20 protein-coding genes are annotated in these 21,806 nt (G+C 51.5%); 8 read left to right on the top strand and 12 right to left on the bottom strand.

The window, feature by feature from the left end:
- Positions 1-39: 39 nt before the first annotated feature.
- From ACP15Y_RS13665 to ACP15Y_RS13635, 7 genes are all read right to left on the bottom strand, one after another.
- Positions 40-1,443 (bottom strand): NAD(P)(+) transhydrogenase (Re/Si-specific) subunit beta, encoded by a 1,404-nt coding sequence (locus ACP15Y_RS13665; RefSeq protein ID WP_424983848.1) that lies wholly within the window; start codon positions 1,441-1,443, stop codon positions 40-42.
- A gap of 9 nt (positions 1,444-1,452) precedes the next feature.
- Positions 1,453-1,809 carry a proton-translocating transhydrogenase family protein gene (locus ACP15Y_RS13660; RefSeq protein ID WP_424983659.1) on the bottom strand — a complete coding sequence of 119 codons (357 nt, stop codon included), beginning with the start codon at positions 1,807-1,809 and terminating at the stop codon, positions 1,453-1,455.
- Entirely contained in the window at positions 1,810-2,952 is a 1,143-nt protein-coding gene (locus ACP15Y_RS13655; protein WP_424983658.1) for a Re/Si-specific NAD(P)(+) transhydrogenase subunit alpha, read from the bottom strand.
- A gap of 85 nt (positions 2,953-3,037) precedes the next feature.
- A complete protein-coding gene (locus ACP15Y_RS13650; RefSeq protein WP_424983657.1) occupies positions 3,038-3,169 on the bottom strand; it encodes an aa3-type cytochrome c oxidase subunit IV in 132 nt (43 codons plus the stop codon).
- Between the two features lie 12 nt (positions 3,170-3,181).
- Complete coding sequence (locus ACP15Y_RS13645; RefSeq protein ID WP_424983656.1) at positions 3,182-4,984, bottom strand: M3 family oligoendopeptidase; 1,803 nt, start codon at positions 4,982-4,984, stop codon at positions 3,182-3,184.
- Positions 4,985-5,095: 111 nt separating this feature from the next.
- Positions 5,096-5,803, bottom strand: a complete 708-nt coding sequence (locus ACP15Y_RS13640; protein WP_424983655.1) for a lysostaphin resistance A-like protein — start codon at positions 5,801-5,803, stop codon at positions 5,096-5,098.
- A 2-nt stretch (positions 5,804-5,805) separates the two neighbouring features.
- Positions 5,806-6,675, bottom strand: coding sequence for an AraC family ligand binding domain-containing protein (locus ACP15Y_RS13635; RefSeq protein ID WP_424983654.1), 870 nt, complete (start codon positions 6,673-6,675; stop codon positions 5,806-5,808).
- Between the two features lie 183 nt (positions 6,676-6,858).
- Between ACP15Y_RS13635 and ACP15Y_RS13630 the strand changes: the two genes are divergently transcribed.
- From ACP15Y_RS13630 to dxs, 4 genes are all read left to right on the top strand, one after another.
- Positions 6,859-8,316, top strand: coding sequence for a sigma-54-dependent transcriptional regulator (locus ACP15Y_RS13630; RefSeq protein ID WP_424983653.1), 1,458 nt, complete (start codon positions 6,859-6,861; stop codon positions 8,314-8,316).
- A 150-nt stretch (positions 8,317-8,466) separates the two neighbouring features.
- A complete protein-coding gene (locus ACP15Y_RS13625) occupies positions 8,467-10,137 on the top strand; it encodes a L,D-transpeptidase family protein (protein ID WP_424983652.1) in 1,671 nt (556 codons plus the stop codon).
- A gap of 228 nt (positions 10,138-10,365) precedes the next feature.
- Positions 10,366-12,021, top strand: a complete 1,656-nt coding sequence (locus ACP15Y_RS13620; protein ID WP_424983651.1) for a DUF882 domain-containing protein — start codon at positions 10,366-10,368, stop codon at positions 12,019-12,021.
- 148 nt (positions 12,022-12,169) lie between these two features.
- Positions 12,170-14,098, top strand: coding sequence for a 1-deoxy-D-xylulose-5-phosphate synthase (gene dxs / locus ACP15Y_RS13615; protein WP_424983650.1), 1,929 nt, complete (start codon positions 12,170-12,172; stop codon positions 14,096-14,098).
- Between the two features lie 24 nt (positions 14,099-14,122).
- On the opposite strand, the gene ACP15Y_RS13610 is transcribed toward dxs, so the two are convergent.
- The gene (locus tag ACP15Y_RS13610; RefSeq protein WP_424983649.1) at positions 14,123-14,416 is read right to left on the bottom strand and encodes a DUF2312 domain-containing protein; all 294 of its coding nucleotides are present in this window, start codon (positions 14,414-14,416) and stop codon (positions 14,123-14,125) included.
- A gap of 224 nt (positions 14,417-14,640) precedes the next feature.
- Between ACP15Y_RS13610 and ACP15Y_RS13605 the strand changes: the two genes are divergently transcribed.
- The 4 genes from ACP15Y_RS13605 to ACP15Y_RS13590 all read left to right on the top strand — a co-directional run bounded on the left by ACP15Y_RS13605 (position 14,641) and on the right by ACP15Y_RS13590 (position 17,488).
- Positions 14,641-15,117, top strand: coding sequence for a DUF1036 domain-containing protein (locus tag ACP15Y_RS13605; protein WP_424983648.1), 477 nt, complete (start codon positions 14,641-14,643; stop codon positions 15,115-15,117).
- A complete protein-coding gene (gene pyk / locus ACP15Y_RS13600) occupies positions 15,114-16,550 on the top strand; it encodes a pyruvate kinase (RefSeq protein WP_424983647.1) in 1,437 nt (478 codons plus the stop codon). The genes ACP15Y_RS13605 and pyk overlap by 4 nt, the downstream gene beginning before the upstream one ends.
- A gap of 130 nt (positions 16,551-16,680) precedes the next feature.
- On the top strand, positions 16,681-17,112 hold the full coding sequence (locus tag ACP15Y_RS13595; protein ID WP_424983646.1) for a MerR family transcriptional regulator: 432 nt from the start codon (positions 16,681-16,683) through the stop codon (positions 17,110-17,112).
- The gene (locus ACP15Y_RS13590; protein ID WP_424983645.1) at positions 17,096-17,488 is read left to right on the top strand and encodes a carboxymuconolactone decarboxylase family protein; all 393 of its coding nucleotides are present in this window, start codon (positions 17,096-17,098) and stop codon (positions 17,486-17,488) included. Before ACP15Y_RS13595 ends, ACP15Y_RS13590 begins: the two co-directional genes overlap by 17 nt.
- A 3-nt stretch (positions 17,489-17,491) precedes the next feature.
- Here the strand turns inward: ACP15Y_RS13590 and ACP15Y_RS13585 are convergent, their stop codons facing one another.
- The 4 genes from ACP15Y_RS13585 to ACP15Y_RS13570 all read right to left on the bottom strand — a co-directional run bounded on the left by ACP15Y_RS13585 (position 17,492) and on the right by ACP15Y_RS13570 (position 21,797).
- Positions 17,492-18,523, bottom strand: coding sequence for a histone deacetylase family protein (locus tag ACP15Y_RS13585; protein ID WP_424983644.1), 1,032 nt, complete (start codon positions 18,521-18,523; stop codon positions 17,492-17,494).
- An 82-nt stretch (positions 18,524-18,605) separates the two neighbouring features.
- A complete protein-coding gene (gene ykgO / locus ACP15Y_RS13580) occupies positions 18,606-18,731 on the bottom strand; it encodes a type B 50S ribosomal protein L36 (RefSeq protein ID WP_027835018.1) in 126 nt (41 codons plus the stop codon).
- 184 nt (positions 18,732-18,915) lie between these two features.
- Entirely contained in the window at positions 18,916-20,754 is a 1,839-nt protein-coding gene (locus tag ACP15Y_RS13575; protein WP_424983643.1) for a dipeptide ABC transporter ATP-binding protein, read from the bottom strand.
- A gap of 113 nt (positions 20,755-20,867) precedes the next feature.
- The gene (locus ACP15Y_RS13570; protein ID WP_424983642.1) at positions 20,868-21,797 is read right to left on the bottom strand and encodes an ABC transporter permease subunit; all 930 of its coding nucleotides are present in this window, start codon (positions 21,795-21,797) and stop codon (positions 20,868-20,870) included.
- Between the last annotated feature and the right edge of the window lie 9 nt (positions 21,798-21,806).

Genomic DNA, 21,806 nt, shown 5'->3' with positions numbered 1-21,806 from the left:
ACGGCGCCCTTCTCTCAATCTTCAAAACTTATGATCAGCTTAGTGATCAAACGCTTTCACAATGTCTTCGGTCATTTTCTTGGCATCGCCAAACAACATCATCGTGTTATCGCGGAAGAACAATTCGTTCTGTACGCCCGCATAACCAGCTGACATGCCCCGCTTCAAGAACAATACAGTGCCTGCATTTTCAACATCCAAAATCGGCATGCCGAAAATGGGTGACGCCGGATCGGTTTTGGCCGCTGGGTTGGTCACGTCGTTCGCACCAATCACAAAGGCCACGTCCGCTTGCTGGAACTCTGAATTGATATCTTCAAGTTCAAACACTTCGTCATAAGGCACATTGGCTTCAGCCAACAACACGTTCATATGGCCCGGCATACGCCCCGCCACAGGGTGAATGGCATATTTCACTTCAACGCCTTCGGCTTTGAGCAAATCTGCCATCTCCCGCAATGCGTGTTGAGCTTGGGCAACAGCCATCCCGTAACCGGGCACGATCAACACTTTCGACGCGTTTTTCATCAAGAAAGCCGCATCATCGGCTGCGCCAGATTTCACCGGACGTGTCTCTTCTTCGCCGCTTGCCGCCGCAGAAGAATCAGAACCAAAGCCGCCAAGGATCACGGAGATAAAGCCACGATTCATCGCCTTACACATAATGTAAGACAGGATCGCCCCTGAGGAACCTACAAGCGCGCCTGTGATGATCAAGGCCGTGTTGCCCAAGGTGAAACCAATGCCTGCTGCCGCCCAGCCTGAATAGGAGTTCAGCATGGACACCACAACGGGCATATCCGCACCGCCAATTGGAATGATCAACAGACCACCCAACACCAAGGCCAAGATGGTGATCAGCCAGAAATAGATCGGATCGGCCGTTTGCACAAACAAGACAACCAAAACCACCAATGCCACGGCAATCGCGATATTGATCAAATGCCGTGCAGGCAACATGATCGGCGCGCCGGACATGCGACCATCCAATTTCAAAAAGGCAATCACAGAACCGGTAAAGGTCAAGGCGCCAATCGCAGCACCAAGGCTCATTTCAACAAGGCTAGCCCCGTGAATATCACCCGGTGTACCAATGCCAAAAGCCTGCGGTGCATAAAGCGCAGCTGCCGCCACGAACACCGCAGCAAGGCCTACAAGTGAGTGAAACGCCGCCACCAATTGCGGCATGGAGGTCATGGGCACACGCCGGGCAATCACGGCGCCAATGCCGCCACCAATGGCGATACCGCCAATGATCAAGCCAATGGCCAATGGGTCTTTCGGCCCAGCCACCAACAAGGTCGTGACAACCGCAATGGTCATCCCGATCATACCAAAATTATTGCCCTGACGAGCTGTGGTGGGGTGAGACAATCCGCGCAACGCAAGAATGAACAAAACCCCTGCAGCCAAATAAAGAAGGGCCGCAATATTTGCAGAAATCATTATGGATTATCCCTTCTTTTTATACATGGCCAGCATACGCTGCGTGACCAGAAAGCCGCCAAAAATATTGATGCTCGCCAAAATGAGCGCAACAAAGCCAAACCAGCGAGCAGGCCCTTGGTCATCAACCAAAGAAATACCCACGGCCAGCAATGCCCCCACAACGATCACAGAAGAGATCGCATTGGTCACTGACATCAACGGCGTATGCAGGGCGGGCGTTACGCTCCACACCACATAATAACCCACAAAAATTGCAAGAACGAAGATCGCTAAACGGAAAGCAAACGGATCAATCGTTCCATCAGTGGCCGCACCCGCTGCTGCGCCTGCACCACTTGCCAAAAGTTCCATCATAACCATTTACGCCTCCTTTTTCTCAACGAAGGTTGGGTGCACGATGGCCCCATCCCGTGAAAGATTTGTGGCCGCAACCAGCTCATCTTCCCAATCGATCACCAATTCTTGCTTTTCCTTGTCGATCATCGTCTCGAGGAAGGCCATAAGGTTTTTGGCGTAAAGCTGCGAAGCAGAGGCCGCCAAACGACTTGGTAGATTTTCATAACCGATGATTTTCACACCCTTATGATCCACGACTTCGCCGCGTTTGGACAGTTCAACATTGCCGCCACGTTCAACAGCCATATCCACAATCACCGACCCCGGTGCCATAGATTCAACCATTGCTTTGGTGATCAGCTTCGGTGCCGGACGGCCAGGAATAAGCGCCGTGGTCACTACAACATCTTGCTTGGCAATATGTTTTGAAACCAGCTCGGCCTGCTTGGCCTGATATTCCTTGCTCATCTCTTTTGCATAGCCGCCAGCAGTTTCTGCTTCTTTGAACTCGTCATCTTCAACAGCAACAAACTTACCGCCCAAAGATTCAACTTGCTCTTTTGCAGCCGGGCGCACATCGGTTGCGGACACAGCCGCCCCTAAACGTTTTGCCGTGGCGATGGCTTGCAAGCCCGCCACACCTGCACCCATAACAAAGGCTTTGGCTGGGCGTACTGTGCCCGCCGCCGTCATCATCATGGGGAAAGCCCGATCAAAAGCGTATGACGCTTCGATCACAGCTTGATAGCCCGCAAGGTTCGCCTGCGAAGACAAAACGTCCATCACCTGCGCCCGTGTAATCCGCGGCATAAATTCCATGGTGAACAGGGCGTAGCCCGCTTTCGCCAAGGCTTCGATTTCTTTTTCATGGCCAAACGGGTCATGCATGCCCATAACGAGGGCACCCTTTTTGGCCCCCTCCAGCTGCTCTACAGTTGGGCGACGCACGGTCAAAACCACATCGGCGCCCTTTACAGCTGCTGAGGCAGATGCTGAAATCGTCGCGCCCGCCTCTTGAAAATCTTTATCTAAAAGGCGCGACCCTTCACCCGCGCCTTTCTCTATTGCGACTTTGGCCCCAAAGCCCACATATTTGGTTACCATTTCCGGGGTAACCGCAATACGAGTTTCATTGGCCGTTTGCTCGCGCAAAACCGCTATTCTCATGCCAGTTCCTTTTTAGTTGCGCACATACAAGGTGATGCGCCGCCCCCCAACCAAATGCGGCACGATGAAAGTTTATCGCTTTGGTTTAAGCGACAAACCCGAAATAAAGCGCAATCAAAACAACGGCAATAATGATGGCTGACCATTTGGCCAACTGCAAAAAGCCGTGATAAGTTTTAGATTGCTCTTCATAAAGTTTTTCAGCTTCGGTGCTCATTTTACTCTCCAGTTAGCGGGTCTGATCCAGCGCTTCCAGCTCATCGATCAACCCTTCAATCATCCCCAACCCAAGCGACCAGAAGTCCGGGTCTTTGGCATCAAGGCCAAATGGGGCTAACAATTCTGAATGGTGCTTTGAACCGCCAGCTTTCAGCAATTCAAAATACCGTTCAACAAATCCGTCGTCAGATTGTTGGTATTTCGCATAAAGCGAATTCACCAAACAATCACCAAACGCATAGGCATATACATAAAATGGAGCATGAATGAAATGCGGAATATATGACCAAAAGGTCTCATATCCCTCATTTAGCTCCACAGATGGCCCCAAGCTTTCGCGACTGGTCTCAATCCAAATCTGCTCAAGCTCTTCACTGCGCAGTTCGCCCTCACGCCGTTTAATATGCACTTCACGTTCGAAGCTATAAAACGAGATCTGGCGCACAACCGTGTTGAGCATATCCTCAACCTTGCCCGCCAACAGTGCAAAACGTTGCTCTGGATCTTCCGTTGCTTTCAACAAGGAGCGGAAGGTCAACATTTCGCCAAACACACTCGCTGTCTCCGCCAAGGTGAGCGGCGTTTGTGCCATAAGGGCACCCTGATCAGCTGCCAATACTTGGTGCACACCATGGCCCAACTCATGGGCTAGCGTCATCACATCACGTGGCTTGCCCAAATAATTGAGCATCAAATAGGGGTGTGCGCTCGGCACCGTTGGGTGCGCAAACGCCCCCGGTGCTTTGCCTTCACGCACAGGCGCATCAATCCAACCACTATTGAAAAACGGCTTCGCGACATCAGCCAGCTGTGGCGAGAAGTCGGCATACGCATCCATCACCATTTTCTGAGCGCTTGCCCAATCAAACACGCGATCATCACTGGTCGGCAATGGCGCATTGCGATCCCAAGCGTTCAGCTTTTCTTGCCCCAGCCATTTGGCTTTCATCTTATAATAGCGGTGCGACAAGCGCGGATAAGCATCCCGCACGGCCTTTTCCAGCGCATCCACCACTTCGCGCTCAACCGAGTTGGCCATATGGCGACTGTCCGCCACATCTTCATATCCCCGCCAGCGATCCGAGATTTCCTTGTCTTTCGCCAACACATTAGTGATGTGCGTAAACAAGCGCTTATTCTCACCCAACGTGTCCACAAGCCCTTTGTAGGCTGCTTCCCGTTTGGATTGATCCATGTCGGTCATCATGGTCAGCGTTGGTTCCAGTGAAAGCTCTTCACCATCCACGTCAAACTTCAAGCTTGCCATTGTTTCATCGAACAAACGGTTCCAAGCCGAACGACCCGTAACAGATTTATCGTGGAATAGCTCTTCCACCCGATCTTCTAATTGGTAAGGCTTTGCTTTGCGCAATTCATCGAACCACGGCTTATAGCGCCCCAACGCTGCATCCGCCGCCAGCGCCTTGTCCAACACGTCATCGTCAATACGATTCAACTCCAACGAAAAGAACAATAACGGCGTGGTGAGCGTGGTGAGCTTTTCATTGAGATCACCCATAAATTTGGCACGCTCACCATCCGACGTGTTTTGCGCATATTGCAAATAGGCGAAGGAACCAATGCGGCCCATCTTGTCGGACATGGCTTCATAGCGGGTGATGGCGTCAATCAAGCCGCCATCTTTGGCCAATTCGGCTAGCTTCCCTTTGAAGTCAGCTGCGAAATCTTTCGCCTCTTGTTCACAGGCGGCGAGATCGTTTTTCAGCTCATCACTGTCTGCGCTTGGATATAGATCGGACAAATCCCACTCAGGCATCACCCCGAGCTTTTGCGCGAGATCTTCATTGCTCATGCGGTCAACTCTCTATTGGCAACTAATTTGCGCGAACCTTATCATATGCGTTTCGCTTGCCAAGACCGTATTGCATGAAGGGCGTTCCCTGCCCCGCCCAAATCCGCGAAACTAGATGTCCCAGTCCATAAAGTGTGCGGTGAACATCAAGCTATCGACGAAACCATGCGCCAATATAAGCGGCCAAAGATTGCGCTTGTAGGCAAAATACAAAAGCCCCAACCAAAAGGCGACGATTCCGGTGATAACAAAGCCCCGTACCCCCTGATAATAATAATGAGCATAGCCAAACGTCAAAGCGGCAAATAGGGCGGACAAAATCCATTTGTGCGGCACGCCATCAAACAGGCGTTGGGCGCGGCTTATGAAAAAACCGCGGAAAAATATCTCTTCGCCGAAGGCGGCGCTGGTCCAAACCACCAAGAGCCAAAGAAGATAAAGTCCAAGATTTCCTTTGAGATCGCCCCATCGCTCTGCTCCAACACCGGACGCCTCCAAAAACTCGGTCCACCCCATATGCTGGGCAAGCAGCAAGAGCATTGCGGAAAAGCCAATAATGCCTGCCATGCCCACAATGGCTTGCGGCAGCAGCAGCAATTTTGCTTTCCAACCTGACAAAGGCCGAAGCCCCAATTCCGACCATTGCTCATTTTGCAGACGCAGATAGATGCCGAGCACGATTAGCGTAAAGATCATGGAGACCGGGCCAGAAAATTGCCAGGTGAGCGGGTCAACTAGCACTTTGGTGCCAAACAAAATGGTCACAAAACCAATCAGTTCAGCCAAGCTACGCCAGCGCGGAGTTAGAAATTCGAGCATAATCACCATCCTAAATAATAATGTTGAATGGGATTTAGGGAGGGGCAGCTTGGGAATATAGAACGATTGTGCGTTAGCGCGCCAAACGTTGCCACTGCCCTGGCGTCAGGCCAATAATTTTTTCGGAAATGGCGCGTTAGATGACTCTGATCGGCAAAACCGCAACTGGCTGCAATATGGGCCAACCCATCACCTACTTTGAGTTTTTCTTGCGCCTGCTCAATGCGCCGCATCAGCAAATAACGATAGGGGCTGGTGCCCAGCGCCGCACGAAAGTCGCGCGACAATTGCCATCGATCAATTTGTGCAACTTGCGCCAACGCATCGATGGATACTGGATCAAATAAATGAGCATCCATAAATTGCCGCGCCCGACAAACTGCGGGCCAATTGACCAACGCACCTTTAGGCTCGGCGTCCCCGGCTGCCTCTTGCAGGGCAAAGATCAGCTCACAAACCAAATCATGCTGCGCCAGATCATCTGACGACTGTGGCTCATCCAAGATAGATTTAACGGCGCAAGTTAAACGCGGGTGGGTCGAAAGTCCGTTTTCAATGTAGGGCAATGGCGCACCGCCTAAAACGTCCTGAACCAGTTTAGGCGCCAGATAGAGAGTGCGAAAACGAAACCCATCCTCAGTTCCGGCCCGACCGTCATGCAGCTCATCAGGATGCAACACAACGACACCGCCTGCTTGGGAGTGGCGTGTCTCGCCACGATAATCAAAGCTTTGCACCCCTGCCAAAGTAAGCGCAATCGCATAGGTGTCATGCGCATGGCGGCTAAACTGAAACCGCTGCAAATAAGCATCGACCCATGGCAAAGTGCCCTCGTGCCATTTGATCCAACTTTGCCGATCAAGATCAAGCATTGCATCTCCCTTTTTACAACAGATGGGGCAACGCGTCGCGCAATCAAGAACAAAGGCTAAAGCACACTTTAGGCGATTGAATTAAATATCCTTAATCCACTGTTAAGAACTCGGACCTAGCCTGACCCAAATTAGGACAGTTTGTGATTCGACAGGCTATGTGCTTGTCCAATAAGAGAGCTTATGGCCAATATTCTTGTTATTGATGATGATCCCATTCAATGTCGCCTTAGCGAAGAGATGCTTAGAGCGCAAGGGTTTGAGCCGCTAATAGCGCAGTCAGGTGCAGATGGTCTGGCCATGCTCGACTCTGAGAACATCCAAGCGGTGATCCTCGATTTGGTGATGCCGGAAATGGATGGCATGACAGTTCTTAGTGAAATGCGCAGTCGCAATTTCAACCAACCCGTTATCGTGCAGACCGCCCAGCCCGCCGTCGAAAACATCATCTCGGCCATCCGCCTCGGCGCCAGTGACTTCTTTTCAAAACCTGTTGCGCCTGAACGTTTGATCATCTCATTACAAAACGCCCTCAAGCGATTTGAGCTTGAAAACTGCCTGCGCACTGAAACGCACAGACAAAAAGGTGCCCTCAGCTTCAACGATATGGCTGCAAAGTCGCCAGCCATGAAAAAATCAATCGCCCACGGTGAAAAAGCGGCGGCGACGCAAATTCCTGTTTTAATCGAAGGTGAAGCTGGCACTGGCCGCGATATGATGGCCCGCGCCATTCACCACCAAGCCAAACGCAGCGGCAAACCCTTCATCGCCATTAATTGCTCGACAATGGATGCGGATGAGTTGGAAGCCATTTTGTTTGGCACCCAAGAATCCAGCGACAAAACCGTTTTTGACCAAGCCCAGGGCGGCACGCTTTATCTTGATGAAATTGGCGCACTGCCTCTGGAATTGCAGGGTCGTTTGCTGGCGCTATTCACCGATAAGATGATCAGCACTGCCGCGTCCGAACCTGCGCCTTTTGATGTGCGCCTGATTTGCGCCACCTCGAAACGCTTGTTGAACCTCACCAAACAAAAGCAGTTTCGCGAAGATCTCTATTATCGCCTCAACATTTTCCCAATCTACATGCCGCCGCTTCGCGACCGTGTGGAAGATATTGACGATCTCGTCAGCCATTTTGTCACCAAATTTTCTGTTGCCGAAGGTCGCCGCATTGAAGGATGTAGCCCAGAAGCAATGGCAATGCTGCGCCAATATGAATGGCCGGGCAATGTGCGCCAGCTCGAAAATGCAATCTACCGCGCGATTTTGTTGACCGAAGATGGGATCCTGTCTCCAAACGAATTCCCGCAAATCCAAACATCGCTTCAAGGTGCTGAAAAACTGCGGCACGCCCTTAAATCCATGTCGCCACAAGCGGCACCGGACCATATCGACGCGGCAGTGGCGCCGGCTACTCCGCTGAAACCAAAAGCAAAACCCACGAAAGATCGGTTCCTGACGGAAGATGGCCGCACAAACAATTTGGCACAGGTCGAAAAAGACCTCATCGAATTTGCATTGAAAAAACACAATGGCAAAATGAGTGCTGTTGCCCGCGCTTTAGGCATTGGCCGGTCTACACTTTATCGCAAATTAAAGGAATATGGACTGGACGGCGATCAGTCGAACGCGGCATAGCTACCCCGCTTCTCTTTTTTGCAACACTGGCAAAAATTCGTAAAGAATTTGTGGTAACAATTTCGCGAAACGCTTGGTGAGTGGGCCATTGTTAGCTATAAACAACTCGCTTCAAGAGTCGGCGCAAGTGGTGCCGATGAGGCGTTTGGGATGGATAAAGGGAAAAACATGCGCGGATTTAAACTTGGTATTTTGGCAGCAACGGCTCTGGCCCTTCTTCCTCTATCCGCTGCGCACGCGCAACAAGTCATCAACATTAATGGCGTAGAAGCCACCCGTGTGGTGATTGGCCCGGCGACATCACCTCTTGCCCAAACCATTAAATCCGGCCTGAAAGACGATTATTACGGCGCACGTGCAGGTACAAACGCATGGAAGGACGCGCAGAAGCTTTATTATTTCTATGGCGAACGCAATTTTGAACCACTTTGGCTCAACCTTGATGGCGACAAAATTCAGTTCTCTGACAAAGCACAGTCGATCATCAAATTGTTTGAGAAGGCCGAACTCGAGGGCCTACGGCCCAGCGACTATCTAACAGATGCGCTCGACCTGACCGACATTGAAAACGAGCCAGAGCGTCTAGCAGCACTGGAAACAGAATTCTCGCAAAGCGCCATCCGCTATGCGCAACACGCTGCAGGCGGCCGCATTAATCCGCGCAGCGTTTCACGCTCGATCACGCTAAACCCAACCCGCATTGACGGGGCGAAAATGCTTATCGACCTGGTACAATCCAGCGATCCAGCAGCCCTACTTTACGGCCTTCACCCCACGCATCGCGAATTCACGGCCCTACGTCAGGAATTGGCGAAGAAGCTAGACGGAGTTGAAGAAGAACAGATCATTATTCCCGGTGGCCAATTGCTCAAGCTTGGCCGCACCGACGACCGCTTGCCTTTGCTTCGAACACGATTGGAAGTGCCTGCATCCGACCCAGCCAACGAAATGGTCTATGATCAAGCGGTGGTCGACGCAGTCGAAGAGTTTCAATCAAGCCTAGGCCTTGTGCCAGATGGCGTTGTCGGCCCGGCAACGATTGCAGCCTTGAATGGCGCAAATGGCGCCAGCGTCGAAGACATTATCGCCAATATGGAACGTTGGCGTTGGATGCCCAAAGATTTGGGCGACTTCTTTGTTTTGGTCAATGTACCGGAATACCGATTGGAAGTGCGTTCAGGTGAAACTGTGCGCCACGCCACCCGCGTGGTGGTGGGCAAGCCGAAACACGCCACACCAATCTTTTCAGATGAAATTGAACATGTGGTCGTGAATCCATATTGGAACGTACCACTTTCGATCACAAAAAATGAATTGCTGCCCGCATCCAACGGCAATCCCGGCTATTTTGCAGCCCGCAATTACGAGCTGTTGGCTGGTGGCCGTGTAATCAATGCATCCAACGTTGATTGGGCAAATGTGAACCCGTCTAACCCACCATTCCGTGTGCGTCAGCGCCCGGGCCGTGGCAATGCATTGGGTCAGATCAAGTTTTTGTTCCCAAATCAGCATTCAGTTTATTTGCATGATACGCCATCAAAAAGCCTGTTCTCACGCAGCTACCGTGCCTTCTCGCATGGCTGTGTGCGGGTGCATAATCCACTTGAGTTTGCTGACGCCTTATTGGCATTCGAACCAGATTTGAACCTGAGTAAAATCAAATCCATGTTCGGTTCACGCGAACGCTGGAACAATCTAAAAAGCCACATTCCAGTGCACATTGCTTACTTCACCTTGCGGGTGAGCGGCGACGGCACCATCCGGTCTTACGGTGATGTCTATGGCCACCACCAGCGCTTGATCAATATGCTTAAAAGCTAGGCACGCGCCAAAGCAACGGGTCAACATTAAGCTTTAGATAACCATAAATTTGCTTTGCGGCGCATAATGTCGCAGAGCACTTTCCATGCCTTTTTCACGCCATTTTACTTCCTATATTAGAAATGAGGGTCGTTGGCGGGGCAATGCTTATAAATTTGCTGTTGCTTGCTTAACGTTAATAAAGTCTAATTAAGTTGGTTATAAACTGAACCAACGATTGAATGACTGGTGACGAAAATAGGCATCAAAAACGTGTTGGGCAAATCAGTATTGCGTTGGTCTTATGGGTTGCGGCGTGTCGCTGCGACAATTTTGGTGGCTGCCCTAATGGCGCCGGCGATGGTTGTGCCAAGCTTTGGCGCAGGTGATCGCACACTCTATCTTTATTACACACACACGCGTGAAACGGCGAAGATTACCTTCAAGCGCAATGGTCGCTACGACAAGAAGGGCTTGGCCCAACTCAACCAATTCCTGCGCGATTGGCGCCGCAACGAACCCACCAAAATGGACCCACGTCTGTTCGATTTGGTGTGGGAAGTTTATCAAGATGTTGGTGCCACTAAGCCAATCCATGTGGTGTCGGCTTATCGTTCGCCCAAAACCAACGAGATGCTGCGCGCGCGTTCTTCTGGCGTTGCCAAAAACTCCAATCATACGCGCGGTCTCGCAATGGACTTCTTTATCCCCGGCGTACCAATCTCTAAGGTGCGTGAAGTAGCCATGCGCAAACATGTGGGCGGCGTGGGTTATTACCCCTCGTCCGGCAGCCCCTTTGTGCATTTGGATACAGGGAGCGTACGGGCATGGCCACGCATGACAACCGCTCAGCTCAAGCGCATCTTCCCAAAGGGCAAAACCATGCACATCCCGTCAAACGGCGTGCTATTGTCGAAGAACGGATATGCTGCGGCCAAAGCTGAATGGTCGAAATGTCGCCAATTGCCTTGTGGTGGTTCCACCCGCTATGCCTCCATCTCATCATCAGATGACGACAAAAAAGGCACAACTTTGATGGACATGCTGTTTGGCGGCGATGATGATAAATCACAAAGCGCCGACACTCCGCGCCAAAAAACTGTGAAGTCTACACCTATCCGTGTGGCAGCTTTATCTGGCTTGCCGCCTGCGCGTCCGTCCGAAGAAGGCCCCACAGCAACAATTCAACTGGCGTCTGCACCTTTGGTGACGCCGCCCGTGAAGCCAACCCAATTGGCCTCTTTGACCACAACGCCTGCGCCTGCAGATGTGCCAGCCTCACGTTTCAATGTTGCCAGCGGTCCCGAAGCGGTGACACCGCCAACGGGGCGCCCCCTAATCACAGAGCCTGGCCGCGATCCACTCGCGCCGCTTAAGGTTGCTTCTCTCGGCAATGCACCCGCCAGCGATGCATCTCAACCGTCAGATTCTGGTGGCTTGTTTGCAGCCTATGCGCCGCTGCCTGAACAAACGGAAGATGCGCAAAGAGCATTGGAAAACATCCTGTCTCGCAAGGCAGAAAACAAAAAGCCTGAGCCGGTGCAAAAGCCAAACGACAGTATGGAAGAATTGCGCAAGAGCTTAAGTGTCGCCGCGCTGTCACCGAACTTGGATGAATTTGGTGAACTGCTGAAAAACACCAAAAAGGCGAACACCAAGGCAAGCTTTGATCCGTTGCGCTATAGCCTCACCCAACGTCGTGGAGAGTTTGTTGCGCCCGATCTTGGCCATGTGCTGGAAATGTTTACCGATGAAACACAGCTCATCGCCCCACAATATGCTGTCTTGTTCGAGCCTGATCAGGCCGATCTAGACCCGAGCGTTGTGATGGGTGCCAAAAGCCAATTGGGCTTTGACAGCAACTTTGCGCCGCAACAAGCAAGCTTCAACCAATTCGGCGGCTAATTGCCGCATAAATGCCTCAAATCGCATTAAATTGGTTCAAACTCGCCCACAGGGAGTTGCCTGTGGGCTGAACTCTGATAAACCAGTTTAACGCGCAAAGCCCTGATCGAGCGGCGCGAACCTTGCATAAAATTTAAATGAGGTAGCGGTGACAAAGCGCCCTGAAACGCCCCTATTAGACAGCATTTCTGAAATTGAAGATTTGCGCGCCATCCCGCGCCATCAATTGACCCAGCTCGCAGATGAAGTGCGCGCGGAAATGATCGATGTGGTGTCAGAAACAGGCGGACATCTCGGCGCTGGTTTGGGCGTTGTAGAACTGTCGGTCGCGCTGCACCATGTGTTCAACACACCAGACGACAAAATCATTTGGGACGTTGGCCACCAAGCCTACCCACACAAAATCCTCACTGGCCGACGCGAGCAGATGCGCTCTTTGCGCAAAGAAGATGGTCTTTCAGGCTTTACAAAACGCAAGGAAAGCGATTTCGATCCCTTTGGCGCGGGCCATTCCTCAACTTCAATTTCCGCTGGCCTAGGCATGGCCGTTGCTGCAGAGCTTAAAGGCGAAAAGCGCAACATAATTGCGGTGATTGGCGATGGTGCCATGTCCGCAGGCATGGCCTATGAAGCCATGAACAATGCAGGCGCAATGGATGCGCGCTTGATCGTGATCTTGAACGACAACGATATGTCAATCGCACCGCCGACAGGGGCCATGAGTGCTTATCTTGCGCGACTCGTATCCGGCAAAACCTACCGCTCTATCCGTGAAACGGCCAAGCAATTGTCCGAACATTTGCCGCGCTTCTTTTCAGAAAAAGCACGCCGCACGGAAGAATATGCGCGCGGGTTTTGGACCGGCGGCACCATGTTTGAAGAGCTCGGCTTTTATTATGTCGGCCCTGTCGATGGTCATAATCTTGATCATCTGCTGCCCATTCTCGACAATATTCGCGACACCGACACTGGCCCAATCCTGATCCATGCGGTCACGCAAAAAGGCAAGGGTTATGGCCCGGCCGAAAGCGCAGCTGATAAATATCACGGCGTGTCCAAATTTAATGTGATCACAGGCGCACAATCAAAGGCACCAGCCAATGCGCCCTCCTACACAGGTGTGTTCGCAGAGAGCTTGATCCAAGAAGCCCGCAAGGACGACAAGATCGTCGCGGTCACTGCCGCTATGCCTTCAGGCACAGGGCTCGACAAATTTGCCAAAGAATTTGCTGATCGCACTTTTGATGTAGGCATTGCCGAACAACATGCGGTAACGTTCTGTGCCGGACTGGCCGCCGAAGGTCTTTCCCCCTTCTGCGCGATCTATTCCACATTTTTGCAACGTGGTTACGACCAAATTGTCCACGATGTGGCGATCCAAAATTTGCCCGTGCGCTTCGCCATTGACCGCGCTGGCTTTGTTGGTGCCGATGGCCCAACTCACTCCGGCGCGTTTGACACAGCATATCTGGGCGCGATCCCCAATATGGTGTTGATGGCACCAGGCGATGAAGCCGATTTGCGCCACATGGTCACCACTGCAGCAAAATTCGACGAACATCCCATCGCCCTGCGCTATCCGCGCGGTGAAGGCATTGGCGTGGATCTACCTGCTGAAGGCCAAATGTTAGAGATCGGCAAAGGCCGCATCATTCGCGAAGGCAAGTCCGTTGCACTTCTTTCCTTCGGCGGCCGTTTGGCTGAAACCATGGCTGCGGCTGAAATCCTCATTGGCCTTGGATTTAATCCTACCATTGCAGACGCTCGCTTTGCCAAACCGCTCGACACACAATTGGTCGAAACCTTGGCGAAAAATCACGAAGTCTTGCTCACAACTGAAGAAGGTTCAGTGGGCGGTTTTGGCGCCTTTGTGCTCAGCCATCTGGCACAAAATGGCTTGTTGGATAACGGGCTAAAAGTGCGTCCGCTCTTTATCCCGGACCACCATTTCGATCATGCCAGCCAAACCAGCATGTATAAGAGCGCCGGGCTAGACCGCAACGCCATCGCCGCCACCGTGATGCGCGCTCTAGGCAATGAAAAAGCCGCCAATCAAGTCATGACTGGCGGCCAATAAACGCAAAGGGTTTGAAGGGAAGGCTTATGCCTGCCCTTCGCCCTCTTCCGGACCATCTTCATAATAATCAGGTGCAGGGATCATGCCCAAGGCGTGCTTGTAAAGATCAAGCACAGCTTCTTGTTCCTGACGCTCATGGGCTTCTTGCTTGCGCAACTTTACCACCTGCCGCATGACCTTCACGTCATATCCATTGCCTTTTGCTTCGGCATAGACATCACGAATATCGTCTGCAATTGACTTCTTTTCTTCTTCCAGCCGTTCAATGCGCTCTATATAGGCACGCAATTGTTCGCGGGCGACGCTAGTTTGTCCCATGACTCATTTATCCCGAGCAATTAAATTTGCCCTATGTGACGCAAATCATCGGCCAAAGGCAACCGCCAATGCAAAATTTCCACCAATCTGATCAAGAGTGGCTATAACCACCGAACCAAATCATTTAAATTCGGCCAGCACTTCGTCAAAAACCGCCACAGAACTGTCCAATAATTCGTATAGCGATTGACACAATTCCTGCAATAGCTACAACTCATGGGGTCGTGAACTTGTTTTTTGAAACCAAAAAAATGCCAGTGCGATTTGCGCTTATCGCTGTAATCTGCCTGTCCCTATTTGCCGCCTTGCCTGTCAGCTCGGCCAAAGCAGATTTGCGCGTTTGCAACCAAACTGACAATCAAATTGCCATTGCCATCGGCTTCAAGGCCGAGAATGGATGGCAGTCTGAAGGTTGGTGGGTTGCCGAAAAAGATAGCTGCGCTCTGGTCTTTAACGGTCCCCTGAATGAGCAACCCTCGCAATATTTTTATCTACACGCAGTAGATGATATTAGCGGTGGGGTATGGGGTGGCCGAATTTATATGTGCACCCGTGATAAAGCATTCACAATTTTTGGCGAAAAAGACTGTCTAGCGCGCGGCTATGAACGGACAGGCTTTATGGAAGTCGACACCGAGAACAATACGGATTGGACGGTTCAGCTCACCGAGACTGATCTGCAACCCCTGGAGACACAATGAGACGCCAACGCAAAGTAAAAATTCTGGCCACACTAGGCCCCGCTTCAAACAATGAAGACATGATCGAACAATTGGCACGTGCCGGGGCAGATGTGTTCCGCATCAATATGAGCCACGCCAGCCATGATGTGCTGAACGAAACCATGGCCAATATTCGTGCGGTGGAACATAAGGTCAAACGCCCAATTGGCGTATTGGTGGATTTGCAAGGCCCAAAATTGCGCGTTGGCGCATTTGCCGATGGCTCCGTGCAATTGGCTTCTGGCGATATCATCACCTTCGATCAGGAAAATACACCCGGCAGCAAAGAGCGCGTTGAACTGCCTCACCCTGAAATTTTTGAAGCGATCAAACCCAACCACACTTTGCTGTTGGACGACGGCAAGATCGAATTGGTGGCGAGAAGCTGCACTGCTAAAGCCATCGAATGTGAAGTTGTGCATGGCGGCAAACTATCTGATCGTAAAGGCGTGAGCCTCCCGAACACTTTGCTAGGTGTGGGTGCCCTCACCGACAAAGACCGCGCCGATTTGGTTGCGGGTCTAGATGCCGGTGCTGATTGGGTTGCACTTTCTTTCGTGCAACGCCCGGAAGACATCATCGATGTGCGCAAAACCGTTCAAGGACGCGCAGGCGTTTTGGCGAAAATCGAAAAGCCGCAAGCCATTGAGCGCTTAGAAGAAATCATCAAATTGTCTGACGCGATCATGATCGCCCGTGGCGATTTGGGTGTTGAAATGCCGTTGGAAACCGTACCCGGTTTGCAAAAACGCATGATCCGCATGGCGCGGCAACAGGGCAAGCCAGTAGTTGTGGCCACACAAATGTTGGAATCCATGATCACTGCCCCTGTGCCAACACGTGCCGAAGTATCAGACGTGGCCACCGCCGTGTTCGAAGGTGCCGATGCCGTTATGCTTTCCGCCGAATCCGCCGCAGGTGATTATCCGGTAGAAGCTGTCACCACCATGAACAAGGTTGCTGTCGCTGTAGAAAACGACAACCTATATCAAGGCATTATCCGCCGGCAGGAAATCACCCCAGATGCAACAGCAGCGGACGCGATTTCTGCGGCGACGCGGCAAGTTGCTGAGACCTTGGATCTTGCAGCAATCGTTTGCTACACCTCTTCAGGCTCTACAGGCATTCGTGTATCGCGCGAACGCCCTGAAAAGCCAATTATTGCCCTTTCACCGAAAGACTCAACCGTGCGCCGCCTGTCCTTAATCTGGGGTCTGCATTGCGTGCGCACAGAAGATGCGGTGAATTTGGATGACGTTGTGGATCGCGCATGTTCAATCGCTTATCGCGAAGGCTTTGCACGCCCCGGTGATCGCGTAGCGATCACAGCTGGCGTGCCCTTAGGCACCCCTGGCGCCACCAACATGTTGCGCATTGCCTTTGTAGGGCAAGACGGCATGGGCTCATCCTAAGCGATTGAGCCAAGCTCATTCGAAATTGAAATGCCCGCTTTTGAGCGGGCATTTTTTATTTTCCTCTATTGACCTTGAGTGAACTCCAGCACCTACAAGAATAAACGCACCCAATTGAAGGCGGACCAAAATGTTCATCGGCGAACTCTCAAAACGAACCGAGCTCAGCATCGACACGTTGCGCTATTATGAAAAAATTGGCCTTATCTCACACGTGACTCGAGATCAAGGTGGCCGCCGTGTTTACGATGAAAACCAACTGGCTTGGATCGGCTTTGTGAAAGTACTCAAAGCCACCGGCATGCCACTTAAACACATGGTTGAATATGCACAAATGCGGCAGCAGGGCGAGCAAACTACACAAGGTCGTCTAGAACTGCTGAAAACGCATATAAGCCATATCCAATCTCAATTGGTGCAGTTGCAAACCAGTCATAATCTGGTGGAGGCCAAAATCAAAACATATGAACGTGCGCTTGAAGATGGGGCTACAATCCCCATCAGCACATGCTCGGCCTTCACGACCAGTGAGAAGGAAAAGTCAAATGAGCAAAGCTCTTGAACGCGGGCGCGCCATCGCCGCAAAACTCAACCCGGATTTGGAAGAAACATTGGCCAACCGCTATGATCATGCAGTGCCGGAATTTGCCGAAACACTAATTGAGCACGCCTATGGCCGCATCTATGCACGCGAAGGCCTCGATATGAAAACGCGGCAGCTCATCACAGTCGGTGCGTTAACAGCACTAGGCGGACAAACCGCGCCACAACTGAAAATCAATATTCAACACGCTCAAGCACATGGCGCCACCAAAACTGAAATTTATGAAACCATTATGCAAATGTCGATCTATGGCGGATTACCCGCGTCGATCAACGCCTTGAACAGCGCCAACGAATATTTTGCCGATTGTGAGCATGGCGCATCACAGACGTAAGTCCTATGAACGCAAGAACCCGTCAATCAGGGCCGCAACATTGCGGCCCAAATCATCCACCGCATAACCACCTTCCATCACCAACAATGTTGGCCGACCTGCCCCTTTGAGCAACGCGCCAATCCCCGGCATATCCGCATGGGTCAGCTTAAACTGTGAAATGGGATCACCTTCAAAAAAATCAACACCGAGTGAGATGATCAAATAGTCCGGATCAAACCGATCAATCTCCGCCAGGCCTTTTTCGATGGCGGCCTTGAACGCTTTGGCTTCCGTGCCCAAGGGCAGCGGATAATTGTGGGTATGGCCTTCCCCTTCGCCAACCCCACACTCGTCAGCATGACCCAAGAAATAAGGATATTCCTCAAGCGGGTCCGCATGCACAGAGAGGAATTGTACGTCAGCACGGTCATAAAAGATCGCCTGCGTGCCATTACCATGGTGATAATCAACATCAAAAATCGAAACGCGTGCCGCACCCTGATCACGCAAATATTGCGCTGCAACTGCTGCATTGTTGAAAAAGCAATAGCCGCCATAATAGTTTTTGCCTGCATGATGTCCGGGCGGTCGACAGAGTGCGAAGGCAGCCTGCTCGCCTTGCACTAACGCCTGAGCACCGTTCAATGCGCTTTGGGCAGAGGCATAGGCCGCGCCATATGTTTTGCCCGTCAGCGGTGTGCCTGCATCAAATGAATAGAACCCCAATTTGCCATCTAGGTGATGGGGCACCTTGTCTGTGCGAAAGTCACGGCCAGGCCAAACAAAGGGAAATGCTTCCCCTTCTCGCCCTGCATCAGCCCAAAGCTCACCTAACTGCTCGAGGAACGAAACATAGTCATGGTCATGGACCCGCTCGATTGGTGCGCGGCCCAAATCACGCATTGGCACATGGTCAATTTGCGGCAATTTTGTGAGCGCATCAAACACCATCTCCGCCCGCATGGGCACCTCAACCGCGTCAACAAGCGCGCCATCGGAAATTTCTTTTTGCGGATTATGGGCCAATTGGTCTGGCGAGAAGAAAAGCTTCACAAACACTCCATTGAACAGGACACAAAGAAAAAGGTCGGTGACAAGCACCGACCTTAAACCGAATACAAAATGTGTAAAGCGCTTAGCCCTGACGAGCTTTGAACCGCTTGTTCACTTTGTTAATGATATAGATGCGACCGCGACGGCGAACGACCTTATTGTCGCGATGCCGGGTGCGCAACGCCTTGATGGAATTTTTGATTTTCATTCCGGTCACCCTTTACATTCATAAAAATAGGCGCCACCGGCGCCAAATAAGTTGGCTGGAAACTATGAAGAAATTCAACGCTTGTCAACGCCCAATTGCGACCAAAACACTGAATCTCACACAGCTTCCTATGAATCTCGCCCACAAAAGGCGTTGGGGTGCATTCCTTTGCACCCCAATCGCGCTAAACGACCAGTTTGTCTAGCTCGTCATGTTCGGCCACAAAGTGGCCCGGCTTCACCTCATCCAAGCGCGGCACATAATCAAGCTGATTGGCTTCAATCTTCGATGGCATAAAGCGCAGCTTAGCCGTTGGATCCATTGGTGATGGCAATTCACCCGGCAACTTGATCCGCTCGCGCGAGCGTTCCAATTTCGGGTCAGGAATCGGCACCGCAGAAATCAACTGCTTGGTGTATGGATGGCGTGGATCTTTATAGATCTCGTGCCGATCAGCCAATTCCACAATCCGCCCAAGATAAAGCACCATGATGCGGTGAGAGATCTCACGCACCACAGACAAATCGTGGGAGATGAACAGCAAGGACAGATCGAAATCTTCTTGCAAGTCCATCAACAACTCAATGATCTGTGCTTGGATTGACACGTCAAGCGCCGAAACAGCCTCATCACAAACCACCAATTTGGGCTCCATAATCATCGCGCGGGCAATGCCCACACGTTGATTTTGGCCCCCGGACAATTCGTGCGGATAGCGGTTGATCATATGCTGAGGCAAGCCAACACGTTCCATCATTTGGGCAACCTTCGCCTTCATGTCCTTGCGGGTCATTTCAGGGCGGAAGGTTTGTAACGGTTCCATGATGGAATCGGCAATGGTCATGCGCGGGTCAAGGCTCGCCAATGGATCTTGGAACACGATTTGCAAATCTTTGCGCTTCTTGTTCAGCTCTTTCCGGTTCAAACCTGAAAGCGGGCTGCCTAGCCAGCTCACCGCGCCAGCGGTTGGCGGAATAAGCTGCAAAACAGCACGCGCCAATGTGGATTTGCCACAGCCACTTTCGCCCACAATGCCCAAAGTTTCGCCAGGACGCAGGGTGAAGCTCACCCCATCAACAGCTTTCAAAGGCACCTTTTTCGGCCACCAGCCTTCATTGACTTTGATGTCGAACTCAACGCGCACATCATTCACTGTCAAGAAGTCCTGATCGCGGCCCTTTTCTTCATATTCTTTGAGCTTGCGATTTGTGGCTTTGTCGGGCTGGTCGATACGCGGCATCGCATCCAGCAACATTTTGGTATATTCATGCTGCGGATTGTAGAAGATCTCGTCGGCGGTGCCTTCTTCCACATACACACCATGACGCATCACTTGAATGCGATCGCACATACGAGCAACAACGCCCATATCGTGTGTGATCAATGCAATGGCCGTGTTGCTTTCTTTTTTCAATTGGTCCATCAGGTCCAAAATCTCAGCCTGCACCGTCACATCAAGTGCGGTGGTCGGCTCGTCAGCAATCAGCAATTCCGGCTCACACAACATCGACATAGCGATCATTACGCGCTGGCGCATACCACCAGAAAGCTCGTGCGGATATTGATCCAAGCGACGCTTGGCATCCGAAATCTGCACGCGCTCTAGCCATTCAAGGCTTTTCTTCGCAGCCGCGTCGCCCCGCACATCCGTGTGTAGCTCCAACACTTCCATCATTTGATCCAAAACGGTCATATGTGGCGTTAGGCTGGTAAGCGGATCTTGGAAGATCATGCTCATATAGCGACCACGGATTTTGTTGAGCTGCTGCAGCGGCATTCCCAAAATGGATTTACCGTGAAAGCTAACATCGCCCGTTGCGCGGCCATTATTGGCCAGAAGGCCCATGGCGGTCATGAAAGTTTGGCTTTTGCCAGACCCTGATTCCCCCACAATACCGAGACACTCACCGCGGTTGATATGTAGGTTCACACCGCGCACAGCGTCTACCTGGCCATCAGGTGTGTCAAACGACACATTCAGGTCTCTCACCTGCAATACTGAATCTTGAGCAGCTTTACTCATGCTGGTTCCCCCTTATTGGGTGAAAATCTTGTTTGCTTGTTCATGAAGCCACCGCCAATAAGTGAAGGCATATGGCAAAGTTGGAATTGAAAATACTTCAACTGCACACCTCCCTAGCGGTCTTTAGGGTCAAACGCATCGCGCAACCCATCACCAATGAAGAAGAAACAAAATAGGCCAACAATGAAGAACGACAATGGGAACGCCAATTGCCAGATCACACCATATTGCATGGTTTTCGCACCTTCGTTGATCAAGGCCCCCCAAGAGGTCATTGGCTCTTGAACACCTAAACCAAGGAACGAAATAAAGCTCTCCGTCAAAATCAATTGTGGCACCAAAAGCGATGCGTAAACAATCACAACGCCCAGTAGGTTCGGCACAACGTGACGCATGATGATGGTGAATGAACCAACACCTGATGCGACAGCCGCTTCGATGAATTCCTTGTTTTTAATCGACAAGGTTTGTCCCCGCACAATACGTGCCATATCCATCCAGGCAAAAAGCCCGATGCCAACAAACAGCATTTGCAGTGAGCGGCCAAACACCACCAACAACAAGATCAATACGAACATGTAAGGCACAGACAAAAGCAGATCGACAATCCGCATCATCACATTGTCAGCAGTGCCACCCACATAGCCAGAAATGGCGCCGTAAAGTGTACCCACGATCACCGCAACAGCAGCGCCGAGGAAGCCAACAGTCAGCGAGATCTGCGTACCCTGCATGGTACGTGCAAAGATATCACGGCCCAAATCATCGGTGCCAAAATAGTGTCCGGTTTCAATTGACGGATAGCCCAAAGTGGCAGCATTGCCCATCACAGCCCAATCAATTGTCTCGTAATCCCAAGGGGAAAACATCGGCCCGACAAACGAAAGTACGGTGATGATAATCAACACAAACACACTGGCCACGGCCGCTTTGTTGCGCGCGAAGCGCCCCATGGCATCCTGCCACAATGAGCGACCTTTGACCGCTTGTTGCTCTACGATGTTTTCGGCGAGAGCATCCATTTTTTCACTTTTTGCAATCATGATCTGCTC

Origin of the sequence: Maritalea sp. S77 (assembly GCF_049801075.1) — a bacterium.
In the GTDB taxonomy this organism is placed as follows: Bacteria; Pseudomonadota; Alphaproteobacteria; order Rhizobiales; family Devosiaceae; genus Maritalea.
Note: the sequence above shows the minus strand (reverse complement) of the source record. Positions and strands in the feature narration are given on the sequence as shown.